The following is a 19,500-nucleotide window of genomic DNA, read 5'->3' as shown; positions in this document are numbered from 1 at the left end:
CCGCGTCGCTTTGCCGTTTGCAAAGTGGCCAAACGGCGTTACCTATTTCCAAGCTTCACCCCACGGAAATTTCCCCATGAGCAATGAGACTGTCGTTACCGCCGCCATGCTAGCCATCGGCGACGAGCTTCTTTCCGGCCGGACCAAGGACAAGAATATCGGTCACCTCGCCGATATGCTGACCATTTCGGGGATCGACCTGAAAGAGGTTCGCATCGTCGCCGACGAGGAAGATGCGATCGTCGAAGCGCTGAATGCAATTCGCGGCAAATACGACTATGTCTTCACGTCGGGCGGCATCGGACCGACGCATGACGATATCACCGCGGATGCTGTCTCGAAGGCCTTTGGCGTTCCCTGCGAACACGACGCGGCGGCGATGGTACTGCTTGCCGAGATGTATGAGCGCCGGGAGATGGAATTCACCGAGGCCCGCCAGCGAATGGCCCGCATGCCGCGTGGTGCTGCCCATATCGCCAACCCGGTGTCGACCGCGCCCGGCTTCATCATCGGTAATGTCTATGTCATGGCGGGTGTCCCGCAGGTCTTCCAGGCCATGGTCGACAATGTGCTGCCGACGCTGAAGACCGGCACGCCCGTCCTCTCGCTCGCTATCGCCTGCCCCTATGGCGAAGGTGAGATCGGCACGCCGCTGACGGCGATCCAGAAGGCACATCCGGAAACAAGCATTGGTTCCTATCCGCGTTATGTGGGGCAGAAATTTTCAACCGAGATCGTGGTGCGCGGCCGCTCACAGGCCGTGATCGAGGTTGCAGGTGCGCAGGTGCGAGCCATGATCGAGGACATCAGACGCGGGAAGGATATTGCAGAAAACCATTCCGCGGAAGCGTGAGGACGGGATACGGTCTTGATCGTGGTCAAGGAACTGCACTGCATTCCGGCGCATTCCTTTCCTGGCGGACCATCATTTCAGCCGCAAAGGAGAATTGATATGTCTTATAAAACTATTCTCGCCATTCTGGATACAGCAGACAATAGTGCCGCCGTCGCCGATTTCGCCTTTGCCATTGCCGCAGAAACCGGCGCCCATGTGATCGGCCTGCACGCCGAAACGATCGCCGCCGTGCCGCTGGTCGCGCCGATGGAAATTCCCGATCCGGTCGCCGTTCAGGCACTTCAGGACATGGCGCATTCAGAGACCGTCGAGGTCGAGCGGATTTTCCGCGCCCGTGCGGAGGCGGCCGGCGCTTCTTTTGAATGGCGTGCCTTTGCGACGTCGACGGGATACGGCTCGGCGCCGCTGATCGAAAGCGCGCGCAGCGCCGACCTACTGATCGCCTCGCAGGCCGATCCCGCAAGACCCTCCGACAGTCACGTGGATGTCGATGAATTCCTGTTCGAAAGCGGCCGCCCGGTACTGATGATCCCGTACATCATCCGTCAGCCGAAGCCGATCAAGCGCGTGCTGATTGCCTGGAACGGCTCGAAGGAAGCAACGCGCGCCACATTCGATGCGCTGCCGATCCTGAAGGCTGCCGAAGCCGTGGAAATCTTCTCCGTCGATCCGGCAGAAACCGCAACCCAATCGGCGACGACTGCAGGCGCCGAGATCGCTGCAACGCTCGCCCGCCACGGCGTGAATGTGACGCTTGCCACGGCCGAAAGCGGTGACAAGAACGCCTCGCACATTATCGAGAACCGGCTTTCGGACGATAGCATCGACCTTCTCGTCATGGGCGCCTACACACATTCCTGGCTGTGGCAGGCGATATTCGGTGGGACGACGAAGACGCTTCTGCAGTCCATGACAGCGCTGACATTGCTCTCGCGTTGAGGCTGCTCTTGCCTTTTGCCTCCAAATCCCGCTAATTGCGGCGACCGATGATATCAGGCCTCGGCATCCATCGCGCAGTTCCGGCTGCGCGATTTGCGTTTTGCCAGCCGATGTCCGCCCGGTCGCCGGCAAACGGCGTGTCGTTTCTTCATGCCGCGGAGCAGCCCGATGTCCCTTCCCGATAAAGCCTTTCCCGTTTCCTGGGATCAGTTCCACCGCGATGCGCGTGCGCTTGCCTGGCGGCTCGCCGGCCTCGGCCAGGAATTCAAGGCGATCGTCTGTATCACTCGTGGCGGCCTCGTTCCGGCGGCAATCATTTCGCGCGAGTTGAACATCCGTCTCATCGAAACCGTCTGCATCGCCTCCTATCACGATTACGTCAACCAGGGCGACATGGTACTGCTGAAGGGCATAGCACCCGAGCTCGCAGAAAACGACGGTGAAGGCGTGCTCGTCGTCGACGACCTCACCGATACCGGCAAGACCGCGGCTCAGGTGCGCGGCATGCTGCCGAAGGCGCATTTCGCCTGCGTCTACGCCAAGCCGAAGGGCGTACCAACCGTCGATACCTTCGTCACCGAAGTCAGCCAGGACACTTGGATCTACTTCCCTTGGGACATGGGCTTCACCTATCAGGAGCCGATCGCCAAAGGTCCACGCGACTAGCCATTGTTAGGACGCGTATTCGAAAGAGCAGCTTTCAATTTACAATTGGAAATTGTTCCAAATTTCGTCTTCCCGACAGCTACTTCCTGCCCCCAGCCGGTAACATCCATTTTATTTTATTAGCATAAGGTCAAGCAACTGCCCGCAGAAAGATCGGGCATCGAAATACGGCTGAGTGGGTTGGGGAAGCGTAATGGCACGCTGGGGCAGGTTTCGAATGTCATCGGCCTCCGGGCTGGTCGGCTGCCTGTTTCTTTATACTCCGGCGGGGGCTGAACCGGCTTATGTCGGCGTCGTGCGCGAATATGTCGAAAAACGCGTCCGGCCGATGGCCGAAATGCCGCTCGTCGTGAAGGCGATCGAAGAGCAGAACAGCAAATTCGGTGATGTCAGCGAAATGGATATGCGGGTGCTGGACGAGACCTACCGGGCGGAGGTCGCGCAGGGCGACCCGCAGATGGTCAAGGCACTGATGGCGAAGTCCGTCTCGCAATACCTCAAGTCGAAGCAGGACGATTCGCAGGGAACGATCCTCGAATTCTTCGTCACCGACTGCCACGGGCTCAATGTCGGCCAGAGCGCCGTCACCACGGACTACTGGCAGGGTGACGAGGACAAGTTTTTGAAAACGTTCTCGCTCGCTTCGCAGGATATCTATATTGGCCGGGCGGAGCGCGATGAATCAACGCAGCTTCTGGAGACTCAGGCAAGCTTCGTCATCACAGACGAGAAGGGCGTTCCGATCGGCACCGCAACGGTCACGATCGCCATCGACGCCCTCTAAACTGGGGTACTTTCCGTTGCCGAATCGCCATGCGCATTTACGCCCCAAAAGCCATCCTAACTTTTGCCGCAGTCGATTTTTCTGACAATTCGCGCGTTCCTTCATCAAATCGTTCTCGCAAGTCTTTGTATTTTCAGGTTTACCCGGATTTTCCCCAGTCTCCACAAGGGCATCCACAAGATGTTGTGGTTAGCAAACGGTTACGTTCCACCCCTTGACGGAATCAGCTGTTTCAAACTTAATGTGTCAGATGTTGCGGCGGCGACTGAACCGGAAGTAACGAGCCCGGTTCTCCCAGGAAAATTGAACGCAAAGTCAGGGTGTTGTGCCGTCAAAGGCGGTAACGCCCGAGGAAATTTTTGCGCCTTTTTCCAGCCTCAAAAAACGACATCGGGGACTGGTAGAAATAAGCTGTTAACACTATATTTAGCGTTTGCAGCCAGCCTCACCACAAGATACAGGAAAATCATCTCCGGATGACAATCCTGTCACAAGACGGAACGAGCACTGGCTGCACGACGGGACACCGTGTAGCCGGACGGGAATTTTGCGCCCTTATGGGTGCCAACAAGAGGTTAAGGACATGCGCATCGAACGTCGGTTTACGAAGGCTGGTCAAGGCGCCTATGCGGATATCGAATTCCGCAAGGCGACGAGCGAGATCAAAAACCCGGATGGGTCGATCGTCTTCCGCCTCGAAAATATCGACGTGCCCGCGCAGTTCTCCCAGGTCGCCACCGATGTTCTGGCGCAGAAATATTTCCGCAAGGCTGGCGTTCCCGCCCGCCTGAAGAAGGTCGAAGAGAACGATGTCCCCTCCTTCCTATGGCGCTCCGTTGCCGACGACGCGGCGCTGAAGGCGCTGCCGAAAGACGAACAGACCGGCTCGGAAACCGACGCCCGCCAGGTCTTCGATCGTCTTGCCGGCACCTGGACCTATTGGGGCTGGAAGGGCGGCTATTTCTCTTCGGAAGAAGATGCAGCAGCGTTCAAGGACGAGCTTGCCTATATGCTCGCCACGCAGCGCGTCGCCCCGAACTCCCCGCAGTGGTTTAACACCGGCCTGCACTGGGCCTATGGCATCGACGGTCCCGGCCAGGGCCATTTCTATGTCGATCCCTTCACCGGCAAGATCACCAAGTCCAAGTCGGCCTACGAACATCCGCAACCGCATGCCTGCTTCATCCAGTCCGTTGAAGACGACCTCGTCAACGAAGGCGGTATCATGGACCTCTGGGTGCGGGAAGCGCGCCTCTTCAAATACGGCTCCGGTACCGGTTCCAACTTCTCTATGCTGCGCGGCGAAGGCGAAAAGCTTTCCGGCGGCGGCCGCTCCTCGGGCCTGATGAGCTTCCTGAAGATCGGCGACCGCGCTGCCGGTGCTATCAAGTCTGGCGGTACGACCCGCCGTGCGGCCAAGATGGTCGTCGTCGACATCGACCATCCGGACATCGAGGAATACATCAACTGGAAGGTCAAGGAAGAGCAGAAGGTTGCCGCTCTCGTGACCGGCTCGAAAGTCGTCGCTCAGCATCTGAAGGCGATCATGAAGGCCTGCGTCAATTGCGAAGGCGACAATGGCGATTGCTTCGACCCGGCCAAGAACCCGGCGCTGAAGCGCGAGATCCGAGCTGCCAAGAAGGACCAGGTTCCGGAAAATTACGTCCAGCGCGTCATCCAGTTTGCCCGTCAGGGCTACAAGGACATGGAGTTCAAGACCTACGATACGGACTGGGATTCGGAAGCCTATCTCACCGTATCCGGCCAGAATTCCAACAACTCCGTCTCGATCAAGGACAACTTCCTGCGCGCCGTCGAGGAAGATGGCGATTGGAACCTGACTGCCCGCAAGGACGGAAGGGTGATGAAGACGCTGAAGGCCCGTGACCTCTGGGAAACGATTTCGTATGCCGCCTGGGCATCGGCCGACCCGGGTATCCACTTCAACACGACGATGAATGACTGGCACACGTCGCCTGCCGGCGGCCCGATCCGCGGCTCGAATCCGTGCTCGGAATACATGTTCCTCGACGACACGGCCTGCAACCTTGCTTCGCTGAACCTTCTGCAGTTCAAGGACAAGGCCACCAAGCGCATCAATATCGGCGACTACGAACATGCCGTTCGCCTGTGGACTGTCGTGCTCGAAATCTCCGTCATGATGGCGCAGTTCCCCTCCAAGCGCATCGCGGAACTCTCCTATGAATACCGCACGCTCGGCCTCGGCTACGCCAATATCGGCGGCCTGCTGATGTCGACGGGCATCCCCTATGACAGCGCTGAAGGCCGCGCCATTGCAGGCTCGCTGACGGCGATCATGACCGGTATCTGCTACGCAACTTCGGCCGAAATGGCTGCCGAGCTCGGCCCGTTCCCGAACTACGAGCCGAACCGCGACCATATGCTGCGCGTCATCCGCAATCATCGCCGCGCCGCTCATGGCGAAACAACCGGTTACGAGGCTCTCTCGGTCAACCCGGTCGCGCTGATCCATCAGGAAAACCCGGATCAGGATCTTGCGGCTCATGCCATGTCGGCCTGGGACAAGGCGCTCGAACTCGGCGAGAAGCACGGCTACCGCAACGCGCAGGTCTCGGTCATCGCCCCGACCGGCACGATCGGCCTCGTCATGGATTGCGATACGACCGGCATCGAGCCTGACTTCGCGCTCGTGAAGTTCAAGAAGCTCGCCGGCGGCGGCTACTTCAAGATCATCAACCGCGCCGTTCCGGATGCGCTGCGCACGCTCGGCTATTCCGAAAGCCAGATCGCCGAGATCGAAGCCTACGCTGTCGGCCACGGCAACCTGAACCAAGCGCCGGCCATCAACCCCTCGACGCTGAAGGCCAAGGGCTTCACCGACGAGAAGGTGGAAGCTGTCAACGCGGCTCTGAAGAGCGCCTTCGACATCAAGTTCGTCTTCAATCAATGGACGCTCGGCGCCGACTTCCTGAAGAATACTCTGAAAGTCTCCGACGAGCAGCTCAGCGACATGAGCTTCAGCCTGCTCGAGCATATCGGCTTCTCGAAGAAGGACATCGAGGCCGCCAACATCCACGTCTGCGGTGCGATGACGCTGGAAGGCGCACCTTTCCTGAAGAAGGAACACCTGCCGGTCTTCGATTGCGCCAATCCATGCGGCAAGATCGGCAAGCGCTACCTCTCGGTCGAAAGCCATATCCGCATGATGGCAGCTGCCCAACCCTTCATCTCGGGCGCGATCTCCAAGACGATCAACATGCCGAACGAGGCAACCGTCGAGGATTGCAAGAACGCCTATATGCTCTCCTGGAAGCTCGGCCTGAAGGCGAACGCCCTCTACCGCGACGGTTCAAAGCTGTCGCAGCCGCTCAACGCTTCGCTGATCGAAGACGAGAGCGACGAGGATGCGCTTGAGGATCTGATCCAGCAGCCGCTTGCCGCTCAGGCCGTGACGGTCACCGAAAAGATCATCGAGAAGGTGATCGAGCGTGTGTCCCGCGAACGCGAGAAGCTGCCGAACCGCCGCCAGGGCTATACCCAGAAGGCTGCCGTCGGTGGTCACAAGGTGTATCTGCGCACCGGCGAATTCGGCGATGGCCGCCTCGGCGAAATCTTCATCGACATGCACAAGGAAGGGGCTGCCTTCCGCGCGATGATGAACAATTTCGCCATCGCCATCTCGCTCGGCCTGCAATATGGCGTGCCGCTCGAAGAATATGTGGAGGCTTTCACCTTCACCAAGTTCGAGCCGGCCGGCATCGTCATCGGCAACGACGCGATCAAGAATGCCACGTCGATCCTCGACTACGTGTTCCGCGAACTTGCCGTTTCCTACCTCGGCCGTCACGATCTGGCCCATGTCGATACGTCGGACTTCTCCAACACCGCGCTTGGCAAGGGCATCCAGGAAGGCAAGACGAACCTGCTCTCCACCGGCTGGACCCGCGGCTACAAGCCGACCCTCGTTTCCGGCACCGGCGGCGAACGCCAAGCCGGCGAGCCCAAGGGAGCGGCAACGGCAGCCCCTGCCCGCGCCTCCTCAACCGGCTCGGTGACCTCGTTTGCAGGTGCAGCAGTCCGCAAGCTGGAGCCGGTAACGGCCATCTCCACCTCCGAAATCGTGGCCTTCAAGCGTGACTATGAAGAGCGTGCGAAGGAGCTGGCAGAAGAGATTGCCGAAGAAGTGCTCGAAGAAGCCGGCACCGACGCGACCGCCCTCTTCTCCGACAAGGCCGCAGCGGACGCTGCATCAGCCAAGACGGAGGCCAAGAAGATGGAAGCCGAACGCCGCGCCCGCTCGATCATGCAGGGCTATACCGGCAACATGTGCAGCGAGTGCCAGAACTTCACGATGGTCCGCAACGGCACCTGCGAGAAGTGCGACACGTGCGGTGCGACGAGCGGCTGCAGCTGATTTCCTGAGAAGCTCAGATCGCCGGACGAGACGTCACAACGGCTCTACGGGATCTGAGGCAACTAGCTGACAGAAGCAACAATAGAATTACAAATCCGGGCGGACTCCCGCCCGGAAAGTGAACTGGGGAACAAATCGGAAACCCTGGAAATGAGGTGAAACTGAATACCGTCGCGTTTGCGCGATCTGAAAAAACAAAAGCCGAACCCTCTCGGATCCGGCTTTTGCGATCACGAATAAGCTGAAGCCTTTCGTGAGGCGAAGTAACGTTCTCCACCCTGTAGCAAGGTCACTATATGGAGAGTCGGGTACAAGAGTCGAGTTGGGTTTCGGCAGTTATCAACGAAAAGGATGGGCAATGGCTCCAATTCCTAAGTTCGGTTTTTCTGCCTTTCTGAAACTCATCAACGCGAATCCGAAACCGCAGAAGCGCCTCGTGCGCGATCGATATCGACCTAGCAAAGGTGGATACGACTATCATAAAAGCCTCAAATCAAGGGTGCAGCAAGTCGCATTCGGCGAGCTTTCTTTCCAACAAGCACTCGATTCGACGTCTCAGATCACCAAACTTTCGGAGCGTGAGTCAGCACGACGCGGGCTAAAGCGTTTCTTTGAATGGAAGCTACAAAACCGTGGCACGCTTGAAACCACTGAGAGTCTGCTTTTTCCTAGTCCAAAACGGCTCTACAAGGTGGAATTTACGCCTAATTTTCTTCTAGAGATTGAGGGGCGTCGCACCGCAGTGCACCTTTGGAACACGCAACACCGTCTAAGTGGCCAGTTAGTCAGGGCGGCTCTCAGTACAGTTGCGACACGTTATCCGCTCGAAAACAGACCCGATGATTTTGCAGTCCTGTCATTGCAGGATGGGTCAATCTACAAGTGGTCGGAAGCGGATAGTGAGCTTACTCTTCTTGGAGAGAAATTACTTGAGTTCCTGGACAACCAGTTTGAAGTCGCGCGAAATGAGCTTGGCCTACCGGCAGGTCCGGAAGCTCCATCGCCGCCCATGAAGCCGGTTTAAGTTCAACATCAACCAATGCGAGTGCATGCGCGCATTCATTTTGAAGCGCTGCGACAATGAAATGCAGCAGAAATTTAAACGGCCGGACCAAAAAGTCCGGCCGTTTTCATTGGAATACTGAAAAAAGCAAGGAGGCCTGAGCCGGATAGACTTGGTCTCGTCCAAGGGATCAAAAGCGGCGCGGTGCTTCCGGCTTGTTGCCGACGATGCTGTCGATCCGCTCCAGCACGTCAGACGTCAGCTTGCTCTTGTGGGAGAGAGCGGCGAGATTGTCCTGCAGCTGGCTCGCGCGCGACGCACCAAGTATGACGGTCGAGACGTTCTTGTTGGCGAGGCACCACAGAAGGGCGAGATGGGTGATCGAGAGGCCGATCTCATTCGAGAGCCTGGCAAGCTGGCGAACCTGTTCGAGCTGGGCGCGGGCGGTATCGTTGGACCACCGTTCCTTCAGCCATTCGTAGCCAGGCAGGTTCATACGGCTGTCTGCGGGTATGCCGTCATTGTATTTGCCGGTCAGGACGCCCGAGGCGAGCGGCGACCAGATGGTGGTGCCGAGGCCGATCAGATCGTAGAGCGGCAGGTAGTCGGCTTCGACCTTCTGGCGTTCGAAGATGTTATACTGGGGCTGTTCCATCGTCGGAGGCGTGATGCGGAGATCCCGGGCGACGGCATAGGCTTCCGTCAGCTGCTGCGCTGACCATTCCGACGTTCCCCAATAGAGCACCTTGCCCTGGGCAACGAGATCGTGCATCGCGCGGACCGTTTCCTCGATCGGCGTATCGATATCCGGACGGTGGCAGAAGTAGAGGTCGAGATAGTCGACCTGGAGCCGCTTGAGCGCTGCGTGGCAGGCGTCCGTTACATGCTTGCGCGACAGGCCACGCTGCGTCGGCTTCTGACCTCCCCAGAAGACCTTGCTGGACACGATGTAGCTGTCGCGGCTCCAGCCGAGCGACTTCAGCGCCTCGCCCATGACGATCTCTGACTTGCCGCTTTCATATCCTTCGGCATTGTCGAAGAAATTCACCCCATTGTCATAGGCAAGCTTCATGAGGTCGACGGCATCGCCGCCGTTGACCTGCTTGCCGAAGGTGACCCACGATCCGAAGGAGAATTCGCTGACTTGCAGACCCGACTTCCCTAGACGACGATATTCCATCATGCAGCTCCCATAGGTTATGAAAATGTGCCGACCCCATAACAGGATCGGTTTTTCTCGGTCGAGCGATTAGCGATTTCGGTCAATCTACGGCATCGGCGACAATATACCAGGCTTCGCTTTCACCGGGGGCGAGCCGCTCTCGAATCCTGCATGAACGTTCGCTTCTCGCTAGTAACTGCAAGGGCGATCGTTGCCAAATCCGCCGAGGCACGCCGGTCGGAGCCCAAAGTCAGCGCTTTCGGCTCCATACCCTATCGAACCGGTTTGTATCGAGCTATCTGAGCTGGTGGTACAGGACGAAGCGATAATCGCCATCATGACAGTTGAGCCAATGACCAACAGTTTTAGAAATTGAGACATTTGATCGACCCCATACCGAAAATCCGCGACACCGGAATGCAGCGCATATCGGCGTCGGCTAAGGAAATAGGCCGGACCGAAGTTCCGAGAACTGCGCCGTCGATCAAGATTTCGTCATTTGCGCAGTCTGCTGAGATCGACCGCCCCGCCTTTTCCGTGATATTCGCGTTGCTACAACATCATCCTGCTGTTTTCGGCCGCAATTCTTCCTCTGGCGATGCTTGCCGGACGTTTGGCCTTCTAGCGCCGTCAAGCCGCCCCGATTGCCTTAAGCCAAACCGTAACCGCCACGGCCCCGCCATCCGGATGGCCGATGGCGCGGTCGCCGAGATAGCTGGCGCGGCCCAGTCTCGGCCGCATCGCCTTCGTGGCTTCCGCTCCCAAAATTCCGGCAGCAATGGCCTCCTGCCATGCCTCACGGGTTGGCTGACCCTGAGCGAGGCTGGCGACGAAGGCATCTGCGGCCGGACGAAGAGCGTCGATCATCGTCCGGTCACCGGCCTTTGCGCCGCCGAGATCGGAGACGGCCTGGACGGCGGCGGAGAAGGCTCCGGCCATCTCGGCTGATGTCGGGGTCTCGATGCCTGCGAGCTGGCGTGAAGCGCGCAGCAGGGCGGCGGCGTAGAACGGTCCGGAGCTGCCGGCGATGGCACGTCTGAGAGCATCGCCCATCGCCATCAGTCCGCCTGCGACATCCGCAAAGGCAGCGTCGGGAAGTGCCAGCACGGCTTCGGCACCGCGTTTCATGCTGGCGCCGAGATCGCCATCCCCGGTGATGCTGTCTAGTTCGGTCAGGTGCGCTTCTGCAGCGATCAATGCGATCGCTACAGCCTGCGCCGTCCTCTGAAGTCGCTTGCCGGCGGGGCTAATCCTCCGGGATTCGATGGGGCCTTCTGCTGATCCCAACGATGGGAGCACGCGGTTGCGGTTGACCGCCCCGCCCCCTGGCCATGCATCGGCAGAGGTCGGTGCATCGATCAGCTCGAGAGACCTGATATCGACATGCAGGATGGAGAGCGAGAAACCCGGCATATCCAGGGCTGACAGGAGGGTGCCGGCCCAAGCCCTTTCGACCGAGACGCCTTTGCTTTCGAGTGCAGCGAGTGCGGAACGAGCGACGATCGACAGTTCCATCGGCGGGGTGGCGCCGAGACCATTCACCAACAGGACGACGCGATCGCCGCTCTTGAGCCTTCCATCGGCCTCGATCGTTTCGAGAACGAGCGAGACGAGCTGGTCGACCGGTGCGATCGGCATGCGGCGAACGCCCTGCTCACCATGGATGCCGAGACCAATTTCGATCTCCTGTTCACCGAGAGAGAAGCCGGGTTTGCCGACTACCGGCAGGGTGCAAGGCCCAAGCGAAATGCCCATGGATGAAAGCTGTTCGGATGCCGACCGGGCGCTACGGGCCACTTCCTCCAACGGCAGGCCTTGCTCGGCGGCAGCACCGGCAAGCTTGTGGATCAGAACCGTGCCGGCTATGCCGCGGCGGCGATCGGCAGGAACGGTTTCCCGGAGCGCAACGTCGTCGGCGACAACAACGATCTCGACGGGAATTCCTTCCGCACGCGCCAGCTCCGCCGCAAGTCCGAAATTCAGACGATCGCCCGTATAGTTTTTGACGATGAGCAGCGCACCAGCCGGGCCGCTTGCGGCCCTGATGCCGGCAAGAACGGCGTCGGTGCTCGGCGAGGTGAAGACATCGCCTGCAACGGCCGCCGTCAGCATGCCCCTGCCGACATAGCCGGCATGTGCAGGCTCGTGACCGCTGCCGCCGCCGGAGAGAACGGCGACCTTACGCCTGGCAGGTTCGGGAAGATCGGACTGGATGACGACGTTTTCGTCGGCCAGCAGTATGGTTTCCGGGCTGAGTGCGACGACCCCTTCCAGCATCTCCCGTACGACGATGGAAGGATCGTTGATCAGCTTTTTCATGGTCCTCTCCCAACAACCAGCCCAGCCTGAACGCAAACGTCGTTCGATCAGTGACCTAGCACGATTTCGCCGAAGGTGAATACAGGATCAAATGCGACCTGAAATTCAGCGACGGATCGTCGCCAAGCCAGTCGGCTCAGAAGCGGGTTGCCGCAGTAAATATCTCCGCCAGGCGCTCGATGCCTGCCTGGTCTTCGGCATCGAAACGGGCGGGAAGCGGGCTGTCGAGGTCGATGACGCCGACGATCTCGTCGCCGCTTCTGATGGGAACAACGAGCTCGGAGCGGGATGCAGCATCGCAGGCGATGTGGCCGGGAAACGCATGGACATCTTCCACCAGAATGGAGGCGCGCTCCTTGACCGCGGTGCCGCAAACACCCCGGCCGACCGGGATGCGCACACAGGCCGGCTTGCCCTGGAACGGGCCGAGCACGAGCTCCTCGCCCTTGAGCAGGTAGAAGCCTGCCCAATTCAGATCGGGCATCATATGGTACATCAGAGCGGACATGTTGGCGGCGTTGGCGATCAAATCCGGCTCGCCTGTGAGCAAGCCCTGCAGCTGCTGGGCAAGCTCCCGATAGAACTCAGCCTTGTTGGCGGCTTCGATCGATAACGCCTGGAACATTGTCACATCCACTTCCTGTTTCCGAGCCGTTGATATAGGTGGTCAAGCGGGTTTCGACAAATTGCCGATCCGACTACGGCAGTTGAATTGCGGCCGCGAATCCGGCCAAATTTGTGCATGATGAAAACGATCAGAATATCGGCCGCCCTCCTGTTGCGGGGCGACGGCCACACGCTTCTGGTGCGCAAGCACGGCACTACGGCCTTCATGCAGCCGGGCGGCAAGATCGAGCCGGGAGAGACGCCCGAGCAAGCCTTGATGCGGGAACTCTTTGAAGAAATCAGCGTCATCGTGACGGCTGTCGAACTCGAATTCCTTGGGCAATTTCAGGCGCCGGCGGCCAATGAGCCGGATCATCTCGTTGTCGCCGAGGTTTTCCTGCTGCACGTGAAGGATGCCGATATCAAAGCGACGGCGGAGATCGAGGAGGTCCGCTGGATATCGCCGTCTGAACCAGGCGAGATCATCATGGCGCCGCTGACGGAACGCCATATCCTGCCATTCTACCGCCAGCGGCAGAGCCGGGTGGCCGGCTGAAGCATCGGGCACCCGTTTTGTGGAAAGCGGGGAGCGAGCAGATTGATGTCGCCGGATGCCGCTCTATTCTCCCAGGGATCAAGGGAGGATCGTGCCATGGCTTTCATTCGTACCCCAGATGCTTCCGCCAGCGAGAAGACGGCTTCGATGTACGCCTCGGCCGAAGCGAGCTACGGCTATCTGCCGAATATGTACCGGGCTTTCGGCCACCGGCCCGAGGTGATGGAGCACTGGGGGACGCTGCTTGCCAGCATTCGCGGCCATATGAGCCAGCGGCGTTATGAACTGGTGACGCTGGCGGCGGCCAGGGAGCTCAAGTCATCCTATTGTATGCTGGCCCATGGTTCCGTGCTGCTGCGCGACGGCTTCACCAATGACAGTCTTTCGGCCGTCGCCGATGGCAGCGAAAAAGCGCCCATCGATGCCACCGAGCGGGCGATCATGGATTTTGCCGCCAAGGTGGCGCGTGACGCGACGTCGGTTACGCAGCAGGACATTGATAGCTTGAAGCGGCATGGGCTTGATGACGCGGAAATCTTCGATGTCACCGCGGCAGCGGCCGCGCGCTGTTTCTTCTCCAAGATGCTGGATGCGCTGGGTGCGGCACCCGATCACGCTTATGCCGAACGGCTCGATCCCAAGCTTCGTCAGAATCTCGCCATCGGCCGACCGATCGAGGGGTTGAACTCAAACCATTCGTAACGGCCGCAATCGTGTGGTTGTAGATTGGCCCTTACTGTGCCGGCGGGTCTGCAAAATGCGCGATCGCGAATTCGGCGATCTTCTGGCCAGCTTTGTCAGCGTCATCGAGCACCGAGGGGAAAAGCTGCCATTGATGCGGCACTCCCGGCCATACCTCAGCCGTCACGTCGACGCCGGCCTTGCGCGCCTTGTCGGCCAACCGCAGCGTATCGTCGAGCAGCAGCTCGTCGGAGCCGACCTGCAACAGGAGTGGCGGAAAACCGGTGAGATTGGCGTAAAGTGGAGAAATGTCGGGATCCGTCGCGGAATTGTTGCCGAGATAGGCTTTACGCAGCACGTCCAGCGCATCCTTATCCAGCACCGGATCGTTGGCGGCGTTCGCGGTGACCGACGCGCCTGAGGCGGATAGATCCGTTATGGGACTCAGCGCCACGACGGCTGCCGGCAGGGGCTGGCGGGAGCGCATCTGGCGCAGCACTGCCTCGAGCGCGAGGTTCCCGCCGGCACCATCGCCCATCACCACGATATTTCCGTTGCTGTAGCCACCGTCGAGCAGCCAACGATAGGCGGTCAGCGCATCATTGACTTGTGCAGGATAGCTATGTTCCGGCGCCAGCCGATAATCGATGAGCAGCACATCGCTTGACGCGGCCTTGGCAAGCGATCCGGCGAGCAGGCTGTGGCTACGGATGGAGCCGCTGTAGAAGCCGCCGCCATGAATGAAGAGGATCACGCGCCGACCGATCGGGTGGTGAAGGCGCGCCGGCCAGATAAGTTCGGCATCGACCCCATCGGCATCGACATTCCGGATCTGGATGCGCGTCGGCTCCGGCAGCGATTCCATGAAATTACGAAACGCGGTGCGGCGGTCGCGTAGATTTGCAGCGCCTTTGAAATGCTCCTGCCAGCGGGACAGCAGTTTTTCGACCTGCTCATGCGAGGCCGGCGTCTGTGCCGGCATATCCTGCGTCAGCTTTTCCTGCGCAGCCGCGGGAAAAGCAAATAGAACCGCAGCAGCGAAGGCCGATAACAGCGCCCGACGATATCCTGCTTTCCACCAATTGCCAGCAGAAAAAACCGGCTTTCCCATTCGCCCCTCCGGCGCTGATCTTCCTTCGTGCGGCGCATCTTCACCACTTCGCCACCGAGAGTCAAAAGGGAGTTTCCACTGATCCCTGGGCCCCTTCCTAATCAGATAGGAACATTCCGGCCGGGAAAGGCTGCAGGGTCGCAGTCCGCATTTTCTTGTTGTGCCAGAGTTTAGATTCCAGCCATCGTCATCGGGTTGCGACGTTTCGAGGTTCACCCATCTCAGTCAGGGATTCCAGCCGCCGCTGCCATAGGGCCGCGTGATAATTTCGAGCAGATGTCCGTTCGGATCTTCGAAATGGAGACCGCGTCCGCCGTCGTGATCGTTTGTCTCGTTCCTCCGTTGCCGACCTCGCCCAGTAAGGCAGGTTCCGCTCGTGAATCCGCCTGAATATCGCCTCGAATTCGCCGTTGCCGACCAGGAAGGCGTAGTGTTGCCGGACGATTTCGCTATCAACGTCCATGTAGTCGAGATTGGCGTCATTGTCGGTGGTGACTATGTGGAACGGGCCCCAGTGCCGGGGCGGGGGGCAGCCCCAGCATTTCCGCCGGGAATCCGGCTGATGCCTTGCTGTCGCGTGCTGACAGGATCGTATGGTTGAAACGGACGGCCATCTTGGTCTCTCCGTATCGATGAACTCCATCCGGAAAAGCGTCGTTCCTTTAACGACGGCGTGTGCTCGTTGTTTCGGATCGCGCTTGAGTTGAAGGCTAGTCAGACCGCTGCCATGTACAGCGATGAGAGGGCGAGCGAAGCGGCGCCCCCCCTCGAGCGAGGGCCGTGGCGCCTGGCACCGGTCCGGTCATCGGAGATGAATGTCTTCTACCGACAGGAATTCCACAAACTCCGAATATTCAATCGCCGCGGATCGCATCGATCACCGTCCGGAATCCTGCCGACATATGCCGCCGGCTGGGGTAATAGAGATAAAGCGGCTCTTCCGGCTGGCACCATTCGTCGAGCACCTGGATGAGCTGGCCGCTCGCAATCAGCGGCGCCACCCTGCCCTCCCAGACATAGGCGAGTGCCACGCCGCCAAGTGCCGCAGACGTCATCAATTCATGGTCGTCGAGGGAGAGGGGCCCAGTCGGGTGGAAGGTGATCGCCTGGCCGTCCTTTTCGAAATCCCAGGGGTAACGGGCGCCTGACGGAAACATATTCTGGATGCAGATATGCCGCTTCAGATCATGCGGGGTCTGTGGCTTCGACCGGTTTTCGAAATAGGCGGGGGAACCGACAACGACGAGACGTATGCGCGGCTTGATGCGCACTGCGATCATGCCGTCCGTCACACGCTCGCCGAAGCGGATGCCGGCATCGAAGCCCTCTTCGACGATATCCACCAGGCGGTCCGTCGCGGCGATTTCGAGCTGCAGATTTGGGTTCTTCATCAGCAGCGGGCAGATGATCTGGCCGACGACGAAAGGCGCGATGGAATTCGCCACGTTGATGCGCACCCGGCCGAAAGGCGTATCGCGAAAGCGATTCAGCGCATCGAGCGCGGAGCTGATCTCAGCGAAAGCCGGATCGAGATGGGAGCGAAGCAGTTCACCGGCCTCCGTCAGCGAGACGCTGCGGGTCGTGCGGTTCAGAAGGCGGATGCCGATGCGATCTTCGAGATTGAGAACGGCGTGGCTGATGGCGGAGGCAGTGACACCCCTCTCCTCTCCCGCCTTGCGGAAGCTCTTGTGCCTGGCGACAGCGGCGAAGGCAGCCATTTCGGAAAGTTCTGCCGCTCTCATTGCTGAATTTCACTCATCATAGTCCCGCGAATAACGAATCTTATACACGAGCTGGATTTGCGTCAAATTCCTCTCCGTCAGCAATGAACTGCTGAAGCAAACAGTCTCAAGGAAAGGGAACTGCCATGAAAGTCTGGTTTATCACGGGTGCATCGCGTGGTTTCGGCGCGCTGATGACCAAGGACGCTCTTGCTGCCGGTGACGCCGTCGTTGCCACCGCCCGCAATCCAAAGACCATCACCGAACAGTTCGGCGATCATCCGAACCTGCTTGCCGTCGCTCTCGATGTCACCAATGAAGGTCAGGCCAAAGAGGCCACCACTGCTGCCGTTGCCCGCTTCGGCCGCATCGACGTCCTCGCCAACAACGCCGGTTACGGCCTGCTCGGCGCCGTCGAGGAAGCAACGGCAGAGGAAATCGAGAAGATCTACGCCACCAACGTCTTCGGCCTCTTGAAGGTTACCCGCGCCGTGCTGCCCTATATGCGCCGGCAGCGCTCGGGCCATATTCTGAACTTTTCCTCGATTGGCGGTTATTACGGCTTCCCCGGCTGGGGCATCTATGGCTCCACGAAATTCGCCGTCGAAGGCCTGTCGGAATCGCTGGCGACCGAAGTCGAACCGTTCGGCATCAAGGTCACTATCATCGAGCCCGGCTTCTTCCGCACGGACTTCCTGCATGACAACTCGCTGGCGATCAGCCCCGCTTCCATCCCCGATTATGTCGGTACGCCCGCCGGCAACATGCGCGACTTTGCGGCGAGCGCCAACCACGCTCAACCGGGCAACCCGGCCAAGCTAACCGCCGGCATTATCGAAATGGTGAACGCCGCCAACCCGCCGCTGCGCATGCCTTTCGGCAGAGATACGGTCGCCAAGATCGAAGAGGAACATGCCAACGTGGAGAAGGAACTGGCTCAGTGGCGTCAGCTCGCGGTCTCCACGGACTTCGAACAGACGGCCTGACCTTTCACGACGACGACAACAAGCGCGCCGGCGCGCTTGTTTTCATTTCCACGTGAAGAGTGTTCGAAAGGTCGAGATTTTCATTCGTCCTGCCACTTCGATGACCTATGTCTACCGCGTCATCAGCAATAGGAAGAGACAGGAATGGCGAGCACATCGATCTGTATTTACGGAGCAGGCGCTCTTGGAGGCGCGATCGCCGTCAAGCTTGCAAGCCGGCTCGGCGACAATGCGACTGTCTCCGTCGTCGCCCGTGGCGCACATCTTGAAGCGATCCAGAAGAACGGCCTTTCCCTGCATGAAGCCGATGCAGACAAACCGATTAACGTGCGGATCACAGCAACCGATGATCCGACCACGCTCCCGCCGCAGGATCTCATCATCACTGGCCTCAAGGGCCATCAGCTCGGACCGGCGGCTGAGGGCATGGCCACGCTGCTGAAGGGTAATACACGCGTTGTCATGGTGCTAAACGGGATTCCCTGGTGGTACTTTCATCGCGATACGCAAAGCGGCCATGCCGAGCTGCAGTTCGATGAACTGGATCCTGACGGAAAACTATGGCGCCTGATCGGCCCGGAACGAGTGATCGGCTGCGTGGCGATGCAAGGGGCGGAAGTCGTCAATCCGGGCGAAATCCGCCTTTCCAACAAAGGCCGCTTCGTGCTCGGCGAACCCTCCGGAGAGATGTCGACCGATCTCGAATCCATTGCCGGCCTTTTTGCCGAGGCCGACCTCAATGTCTCGACCACGCCGCGCATTCGCGACGAGATCTGGAACAAACTGACGGGCAATGCAGCGTTCAACCCGATCAGCGCGCTGACACGGGCGTTGATGACCGACATCATGGCCGATCCCGCGCTTTTTGACATGGTTGGGAAGATCATGAACGAAGTGCGCGCGGTCGGCAGTGCGCTTGGCGCAAAATTCAGTATCACCATCGAGGAGAGACTGCAGCAATCGCGTCACATCGGCCCGGTGCGCACTTCGATGCTGCAGGATCTGCTCGCCGGCAAGGCGCTGGAAATCGTGCCGCTCGTCGGTATGGTCGTGGCACTCGGGCGTACTGCCAAAGTGCCGACACCCGTCTCTGAAGTTGTACTGGCGCTGGTGACGCAGCTCGACAAGGAAAACCAGCGCGGCGGCTGAGGCCGCATCTTTATGTGATTCCTATATCTTGCCCGAGAAGCGCACGGCCCAGGCGTTGACGGTCTTCTGCATCGTGCTCGATTTTGCACCTCCTGCGCGCAGCGCCGGCAGTATCCACTAAATACCGTGCCGTTCCTGCCATTTTGAAACAGCAGGAACGGCATCAGACCCAGGATTTCCAACTTTTCCTTAACTGCCATCCTGATAGAGTCCCGCTTGCAGAGACTACATATGCCGCGAGACCAATGCCGAAACCGAACTTCCGCTTCACTCATTACGATATCAAGGAACAGCGCGCCGGAACGATCGTCGAGGTGTCGCTGAGCGCCGTGAACAATGTGCGGCTGATGACGGCTCCGAATTTTCAGCGTTTCACCGAAGTGCTCGATTTCAAATATATCGGCGGCGTCGCGCGCAAATCGCCGGTCAGGCTGGCCATCCCCGAAAGCGGCCACTGGCATATCGTTGTCGACATGGAAGGCCATCACGGGCTGGCGGATTCTTCCGTCAAGCTGATTACTGCTCCGGCCACACAGAAGCGCGCCTGAGATTAGCGCTGCCCGAT

Annotated in this window: 17 protein-coding genes; 11 read left to right on the top strand and 6 right to left on the bottom strand. The window is 59.4% G+C overall.

Annotation, left to right across the window (positions count from 1 at the left end; all coding sequences use genetic code 11):
* Positions 1–76 precede the first annotated feature (76 nt).
* From JNB85_RS12940 to JNB85_RS12915, 6 genes are all read left to right on the top strand, one after another.
* Complete coding sequence (locus tag JNB85_RS12940; protein WP_220334699.1) at positions 77–853, top strand: competence/damage-inducible protein A; 777 nt, start codon at positions 77–79, stop codon at positions 851–853.
* A 99-nt stretch (positions 854–952) separates the two neighbouring features.
* On the top strand, positions 953–1,795 hold the full coding sequence (locus tag JNB85_RS12935; RefSeq protein WP_220334698.1) for a universal stress protein: 843 nt from the start codon (positions 953–955) through the stop codon (positions 1,793–1,795).
* Between the two features lie 168 nt (positions 1,796–1,963).
* Positions 1,964–2,461, top strand: a complete 498-nt coding sequence (gene gpt / locus JNB85_RS12930; RefSeq protein WP_183743719.1) for a xanthine phosphoribosyltransferase — start codon at positions 1,964–1,966, stop codon at positions 2,459–2,461.
* A 193-nt stretch (positions 2,462–2,654) separates the two neighbouring features.
* Positions 2,655–3,245, top strand: a complete 591-nt coding sequence (locus JNB85_RS12925; RefSeq protein ID WP_220334697.1) for a hypothetical protein — start codon at positions 2,655–2,657, stop codon at positions 3,243–3,245.
* Between the two features lie 583 nt (positions 3,246–3,828).
* Positions 3,829–7,641 (top strand): vitamin B12-dependent ribonucleotide reductase, encoded by a 3,813-nt coding sequence (locus JNB85_RS12920; RefSeq protein ID WP_220334696.1) that lies wholly within the window; start codon positions 3,829–3,831, stop codon positions 7,639–7,641.
* 358 nt (positions 7,642–7,999) lie between these two features.
* Complete coding sequence (locus tag JNB85_RS12915) at positions 8,000–8,665, top strand: hypothetical protein (RefSeq protein WP_220334695.1); 666 nt, start codon at positions 8,000–8,002, stop codon at positions 8,663–8,665.
* Between the two features lie 169 nt (positions 8,666–8,834).
* Here JNB85_RS12915 and JNB85_RS12910 read toward each other — a convergent pair whose 3' ends face one another.
* From JNB85_RS12910 to JNB85_RS12900, 4 genes are all read right to left on the bottom strand, one after another.
* Positions 8,835–9,824 carry a potassium channel beta subunit family protein gene (locus JNB85_RS12910; protein ID WP_220334694.1) on the bottom strand — a complete coding sequence of 330 codons (990 nt, stop codon included), beginning with the start codon at positions 9,822–9,824 and terminating at the stop codon, positions 8,835–8,837.
* 171 nt (positions 9,825–9,995) lie between these two features.
* Positions 9,996–10,187: a hypothetical protein gene (locus tag JNB85_RS30675; RefSeq protein WP_223216488.1), complete on the bottom strand. Its 192-nt coding sequence runs from the start codon at positions 10,185–10,187 to the stop codon at positions 9,996–9,998.
* Between the two features lie 249 nt (positions 10,188–10,436).
* Entirely contained in the window at positions 10,437–12,125 is a 1,689-nt protein-coding gene (locus JNB85_RS12905) for a dihydroxyacetone kinase family protein (RefSeq protein ID WP_220334693.1), read from the bottom strand.
* A 136-nt stretch (positions 12,126–12,261) separates the two neighbouring features.
* Entirely contained in the window at positions 12,262–12,750 is a 489-nt protein-coding gene (locus tag JNB85_RS12900; protein WP_220334692.1) for a GAF domain-containing protein, read from the bottom strand.
* 117 nt (positions 12,751–12,867) lie between these two features.
* Between JNB85_RS12900 and JNB85_RS12895 the strand changes: the two genes are divergently transcribed.
* Both JNB85_RS12895 and JNB85_RS12890 read left to right on the top strand, forming a co-directional pair.
* Positions 12,868–13,287 (top strand): NUDIX hydrolase, encoded by a 420-nt coding sequence (locus JNB85_RS12895; RefSeq protein WP_220334691.1) that lies wholly within the window; start codon positions 12,868–12,870, stop codon positions 13,285–13,287.
* A 96-nt stretch (positions 13,288–13,383) separates the two neighbouring features.
* Positions 13,384–13,989, top strand: a complete 606-nt coding sequence (locus tag JNB85_RS12890; RefSeq protein WP_220334690.1) for a carboxymuconolactone decarboxylase family protein — start codon at positions 13,384–13,386, stop codon at positions 13,987–13,989.
* 31 nt (positions 13,990–14,020) lie between these two features.
* Here the strand turns inward: JNB85_RS12890 and JNB85_RS12885 are convergent, their stop codons facing one another.
* Both JNB85_RS12885 and JNB85_RS12880 read right to left on the bottom strand, forming a co-directional pair.
* Positions 14,021–14,950, bottom strand: a complete 930-nt coding sequence (locus JNB85_RS12885) for an alpha/beta hydrolase (protein WP_220334963.1) — start codon at positions 14,948–14,950, stop codon at positions 14,021–14,023.
* 983 nt (positions 14,951–15,933) lie between these two features.
* The gene (locus JNB85_RS12880) at positions 15,934–16,821 is read right to left on the bottom strand and encodes a LysR family transcriptional regulator (RefSeq protein ID WP_220334689.1); all 888 of its coding nucleotides are present in this window, start codon (positions 16,819–16,821) and stop codon (positions 15,934–15,936) included.
* A gap of 125 nt (positions 16,822–16,946) precedes the next feature.
* Between JNB85_RS12880 and JNB85_RS12875 the strand changes: the two genes are divergently transcribed.
* The 3 genes from JNB85_RS12875 (at position 16,947) to JNB85_RS12865 (ending at position 19,483) form a co-directional block, all read left to right on the top strand.
* Positions 16,947–17,786 (top strand): oxidoreductase, encoded by an 840-nt coding sequence (locus tag JNB85_RS12875; protein WP_220334688.1) that lies wholly within the window; start codon positions 16,947–16,949, stop codon positions 17,784–17,786.
* Between the two features lie 144 nt (positions 17,787–17,930).
* Positions 17,931–18,935, top strand: coding sequence for a ketopantoate reductase family protein (locus tag JNB85_RS12870; RefSeq protein WP_220334687.1), 1,005 nt, complete (start codon positions 17,931–17,933; stop codon positions 18,933–18,935).
* Positions 18,936–19,180: 245 nt separating this feature from the next.
* A complete protein-coding gene (locus JNB85_RS12865; protein WP_220334686.1) occupies positions 19,181–19,483 on the top strand; it encodes a DUF1883 domain-containing protein in 303 nt (100 codons plus the stop codon).
* The last annotated feature ends 17 nt before the right edge of the window (positions 19,484–19,500 follow it).

It is taken from the genome of Rhizobium mesosinicum (genome assembly GCF_019511345.1).
GTDB classification, from domain to species: Bacteria; Pseudomonadota; Alphaproteobacteria; order Rhizobiales; family Rhizobiaceae; genus Rhizobium; species Rhizobium mesosinicum.
Note: the sequence above shows the minus strand (reverse complement) of the source record. Positions and strands in the feature narration are given on the sequence as shown.

Bases quoted from the DNA above. Each gene is read 5' to 3' on its own strand.
- JNB85_RS12935 (WP_220334698.1), top strand. From the start codon at position 953: ATGTCTTATAAAACTATTCTCGCCATTCTGGATACAGCAGACAATAGT.
- JNB85_RS12900 (WP_220334692.1), bottom strand. From the start codon at position 12,750: ATGTTCCAGGCGTTATCGATCGAAGCCGCCAACAAGGCTGAGTTCTAT.
- JNB85_RS12940 (WP_220334699.1), top strand. From the start codon at position 77: ATGAGCAATGAGACTGTCGTTACCGCCGCCATGCTAGCCATCGGCGAC.
- JNB85_RS12885 (WP_220334963.1), bottom strand. From the start codon at position 14,950: ATGCCGGCACAGACGCCGGCCTCGCATGAGCAGGTCGAAAAACTGCTG.
- JNB85_RS12870 (WP_220334687.1), top strand. From the start codon at position 17,931: ATGGCGAGCACATCGATCTGTATTTACGGAGCAGGCGCTCTTGGAGGC.
- JNB85_RS12890 (WP_220334690.1), top strand. From the start codon at position 13,384: ATGGCTTTCATTCGTACCCCAGATGCTTCCGCCAGCGAGAAGACGGCT.
- JNB85_RS12865 (WP_220334686.1), top strand. From the start codon at position 19,181: ATGCCGAAACCGAACTTCCGCTTCACTCATTACGATATCAAGGAACAG.
- JNB85_RS12880 (WP_220334689.1), bottom strand. From the start codon at position 16,821: ATGAGAGCGGCAGAACTTTCCGAAATGGCTGCCTTCGCCGCTGTCGCC.
- JNB85_RS12920 (WP_220334696.1), top strand. From the start codon at position 3,829: ATGCGCATCGAACGTCGGTTTACGAAGGCTGGTCAAGGCGCCTATGCG.
- JNB85_RS12905 (WP_220334693.1), bottom strand. From the start codon at position 12,125: ATGAAAAAGCTGATCAACGATCCTTCCATCGTCGTACGGGAGATGCTG.
- gpt (WP_183743719.1), top strand. From the start codon at position 1,964: ATGTCCCTTCCCGATAAAGCCTTTCCCGTTTCCTGGGATCAGTTCCAC.
- JNB85_RS12925 (WP_220334697.1), top strand. From the start codon at position 2,655: ATGGCACGCTGGGGCAGGTTTCGAATGTCATCGGCCTCCGGGCTGGTC.
- JNB85_RS12895 (WP_220334691.1), top strand. From the start codon at position 12,868: ATGATGAAAACGATCAGAATATCGGCCGCCCTCCTGTTGCGGGGCGAC.
- JNB85_RS12875 (WP_220334688.1), top strand. From the start codon at position 16,947: ATGAAAGTCTGGTTTATCACGGGTGCATCGCGTGGTTTCGGCGCGCTG.
- JNB85_RS12910 (WP_220334694.1), bottom strand. From the start codon at position 9,824: ATGGAATATCGTCGTCTAGGGAAGTCGGGTCTGCAAGTCAGCGAATTC.
- JNB85_RS12915 (WP_220334695.1), top strand. From the start codon at position 8,000: ATGGCTCCAATTCCTAAGTTCGGTTTTTCTGCCTTTCTGAAACTCATC.
- JNB85_RS30675 (WP_223216488.1), bottom strand. From the start codon at position 10,187: ATGTCTCAATTTCTAAAACTGTTGGTCATTGGCTCAACTGTCATGATG.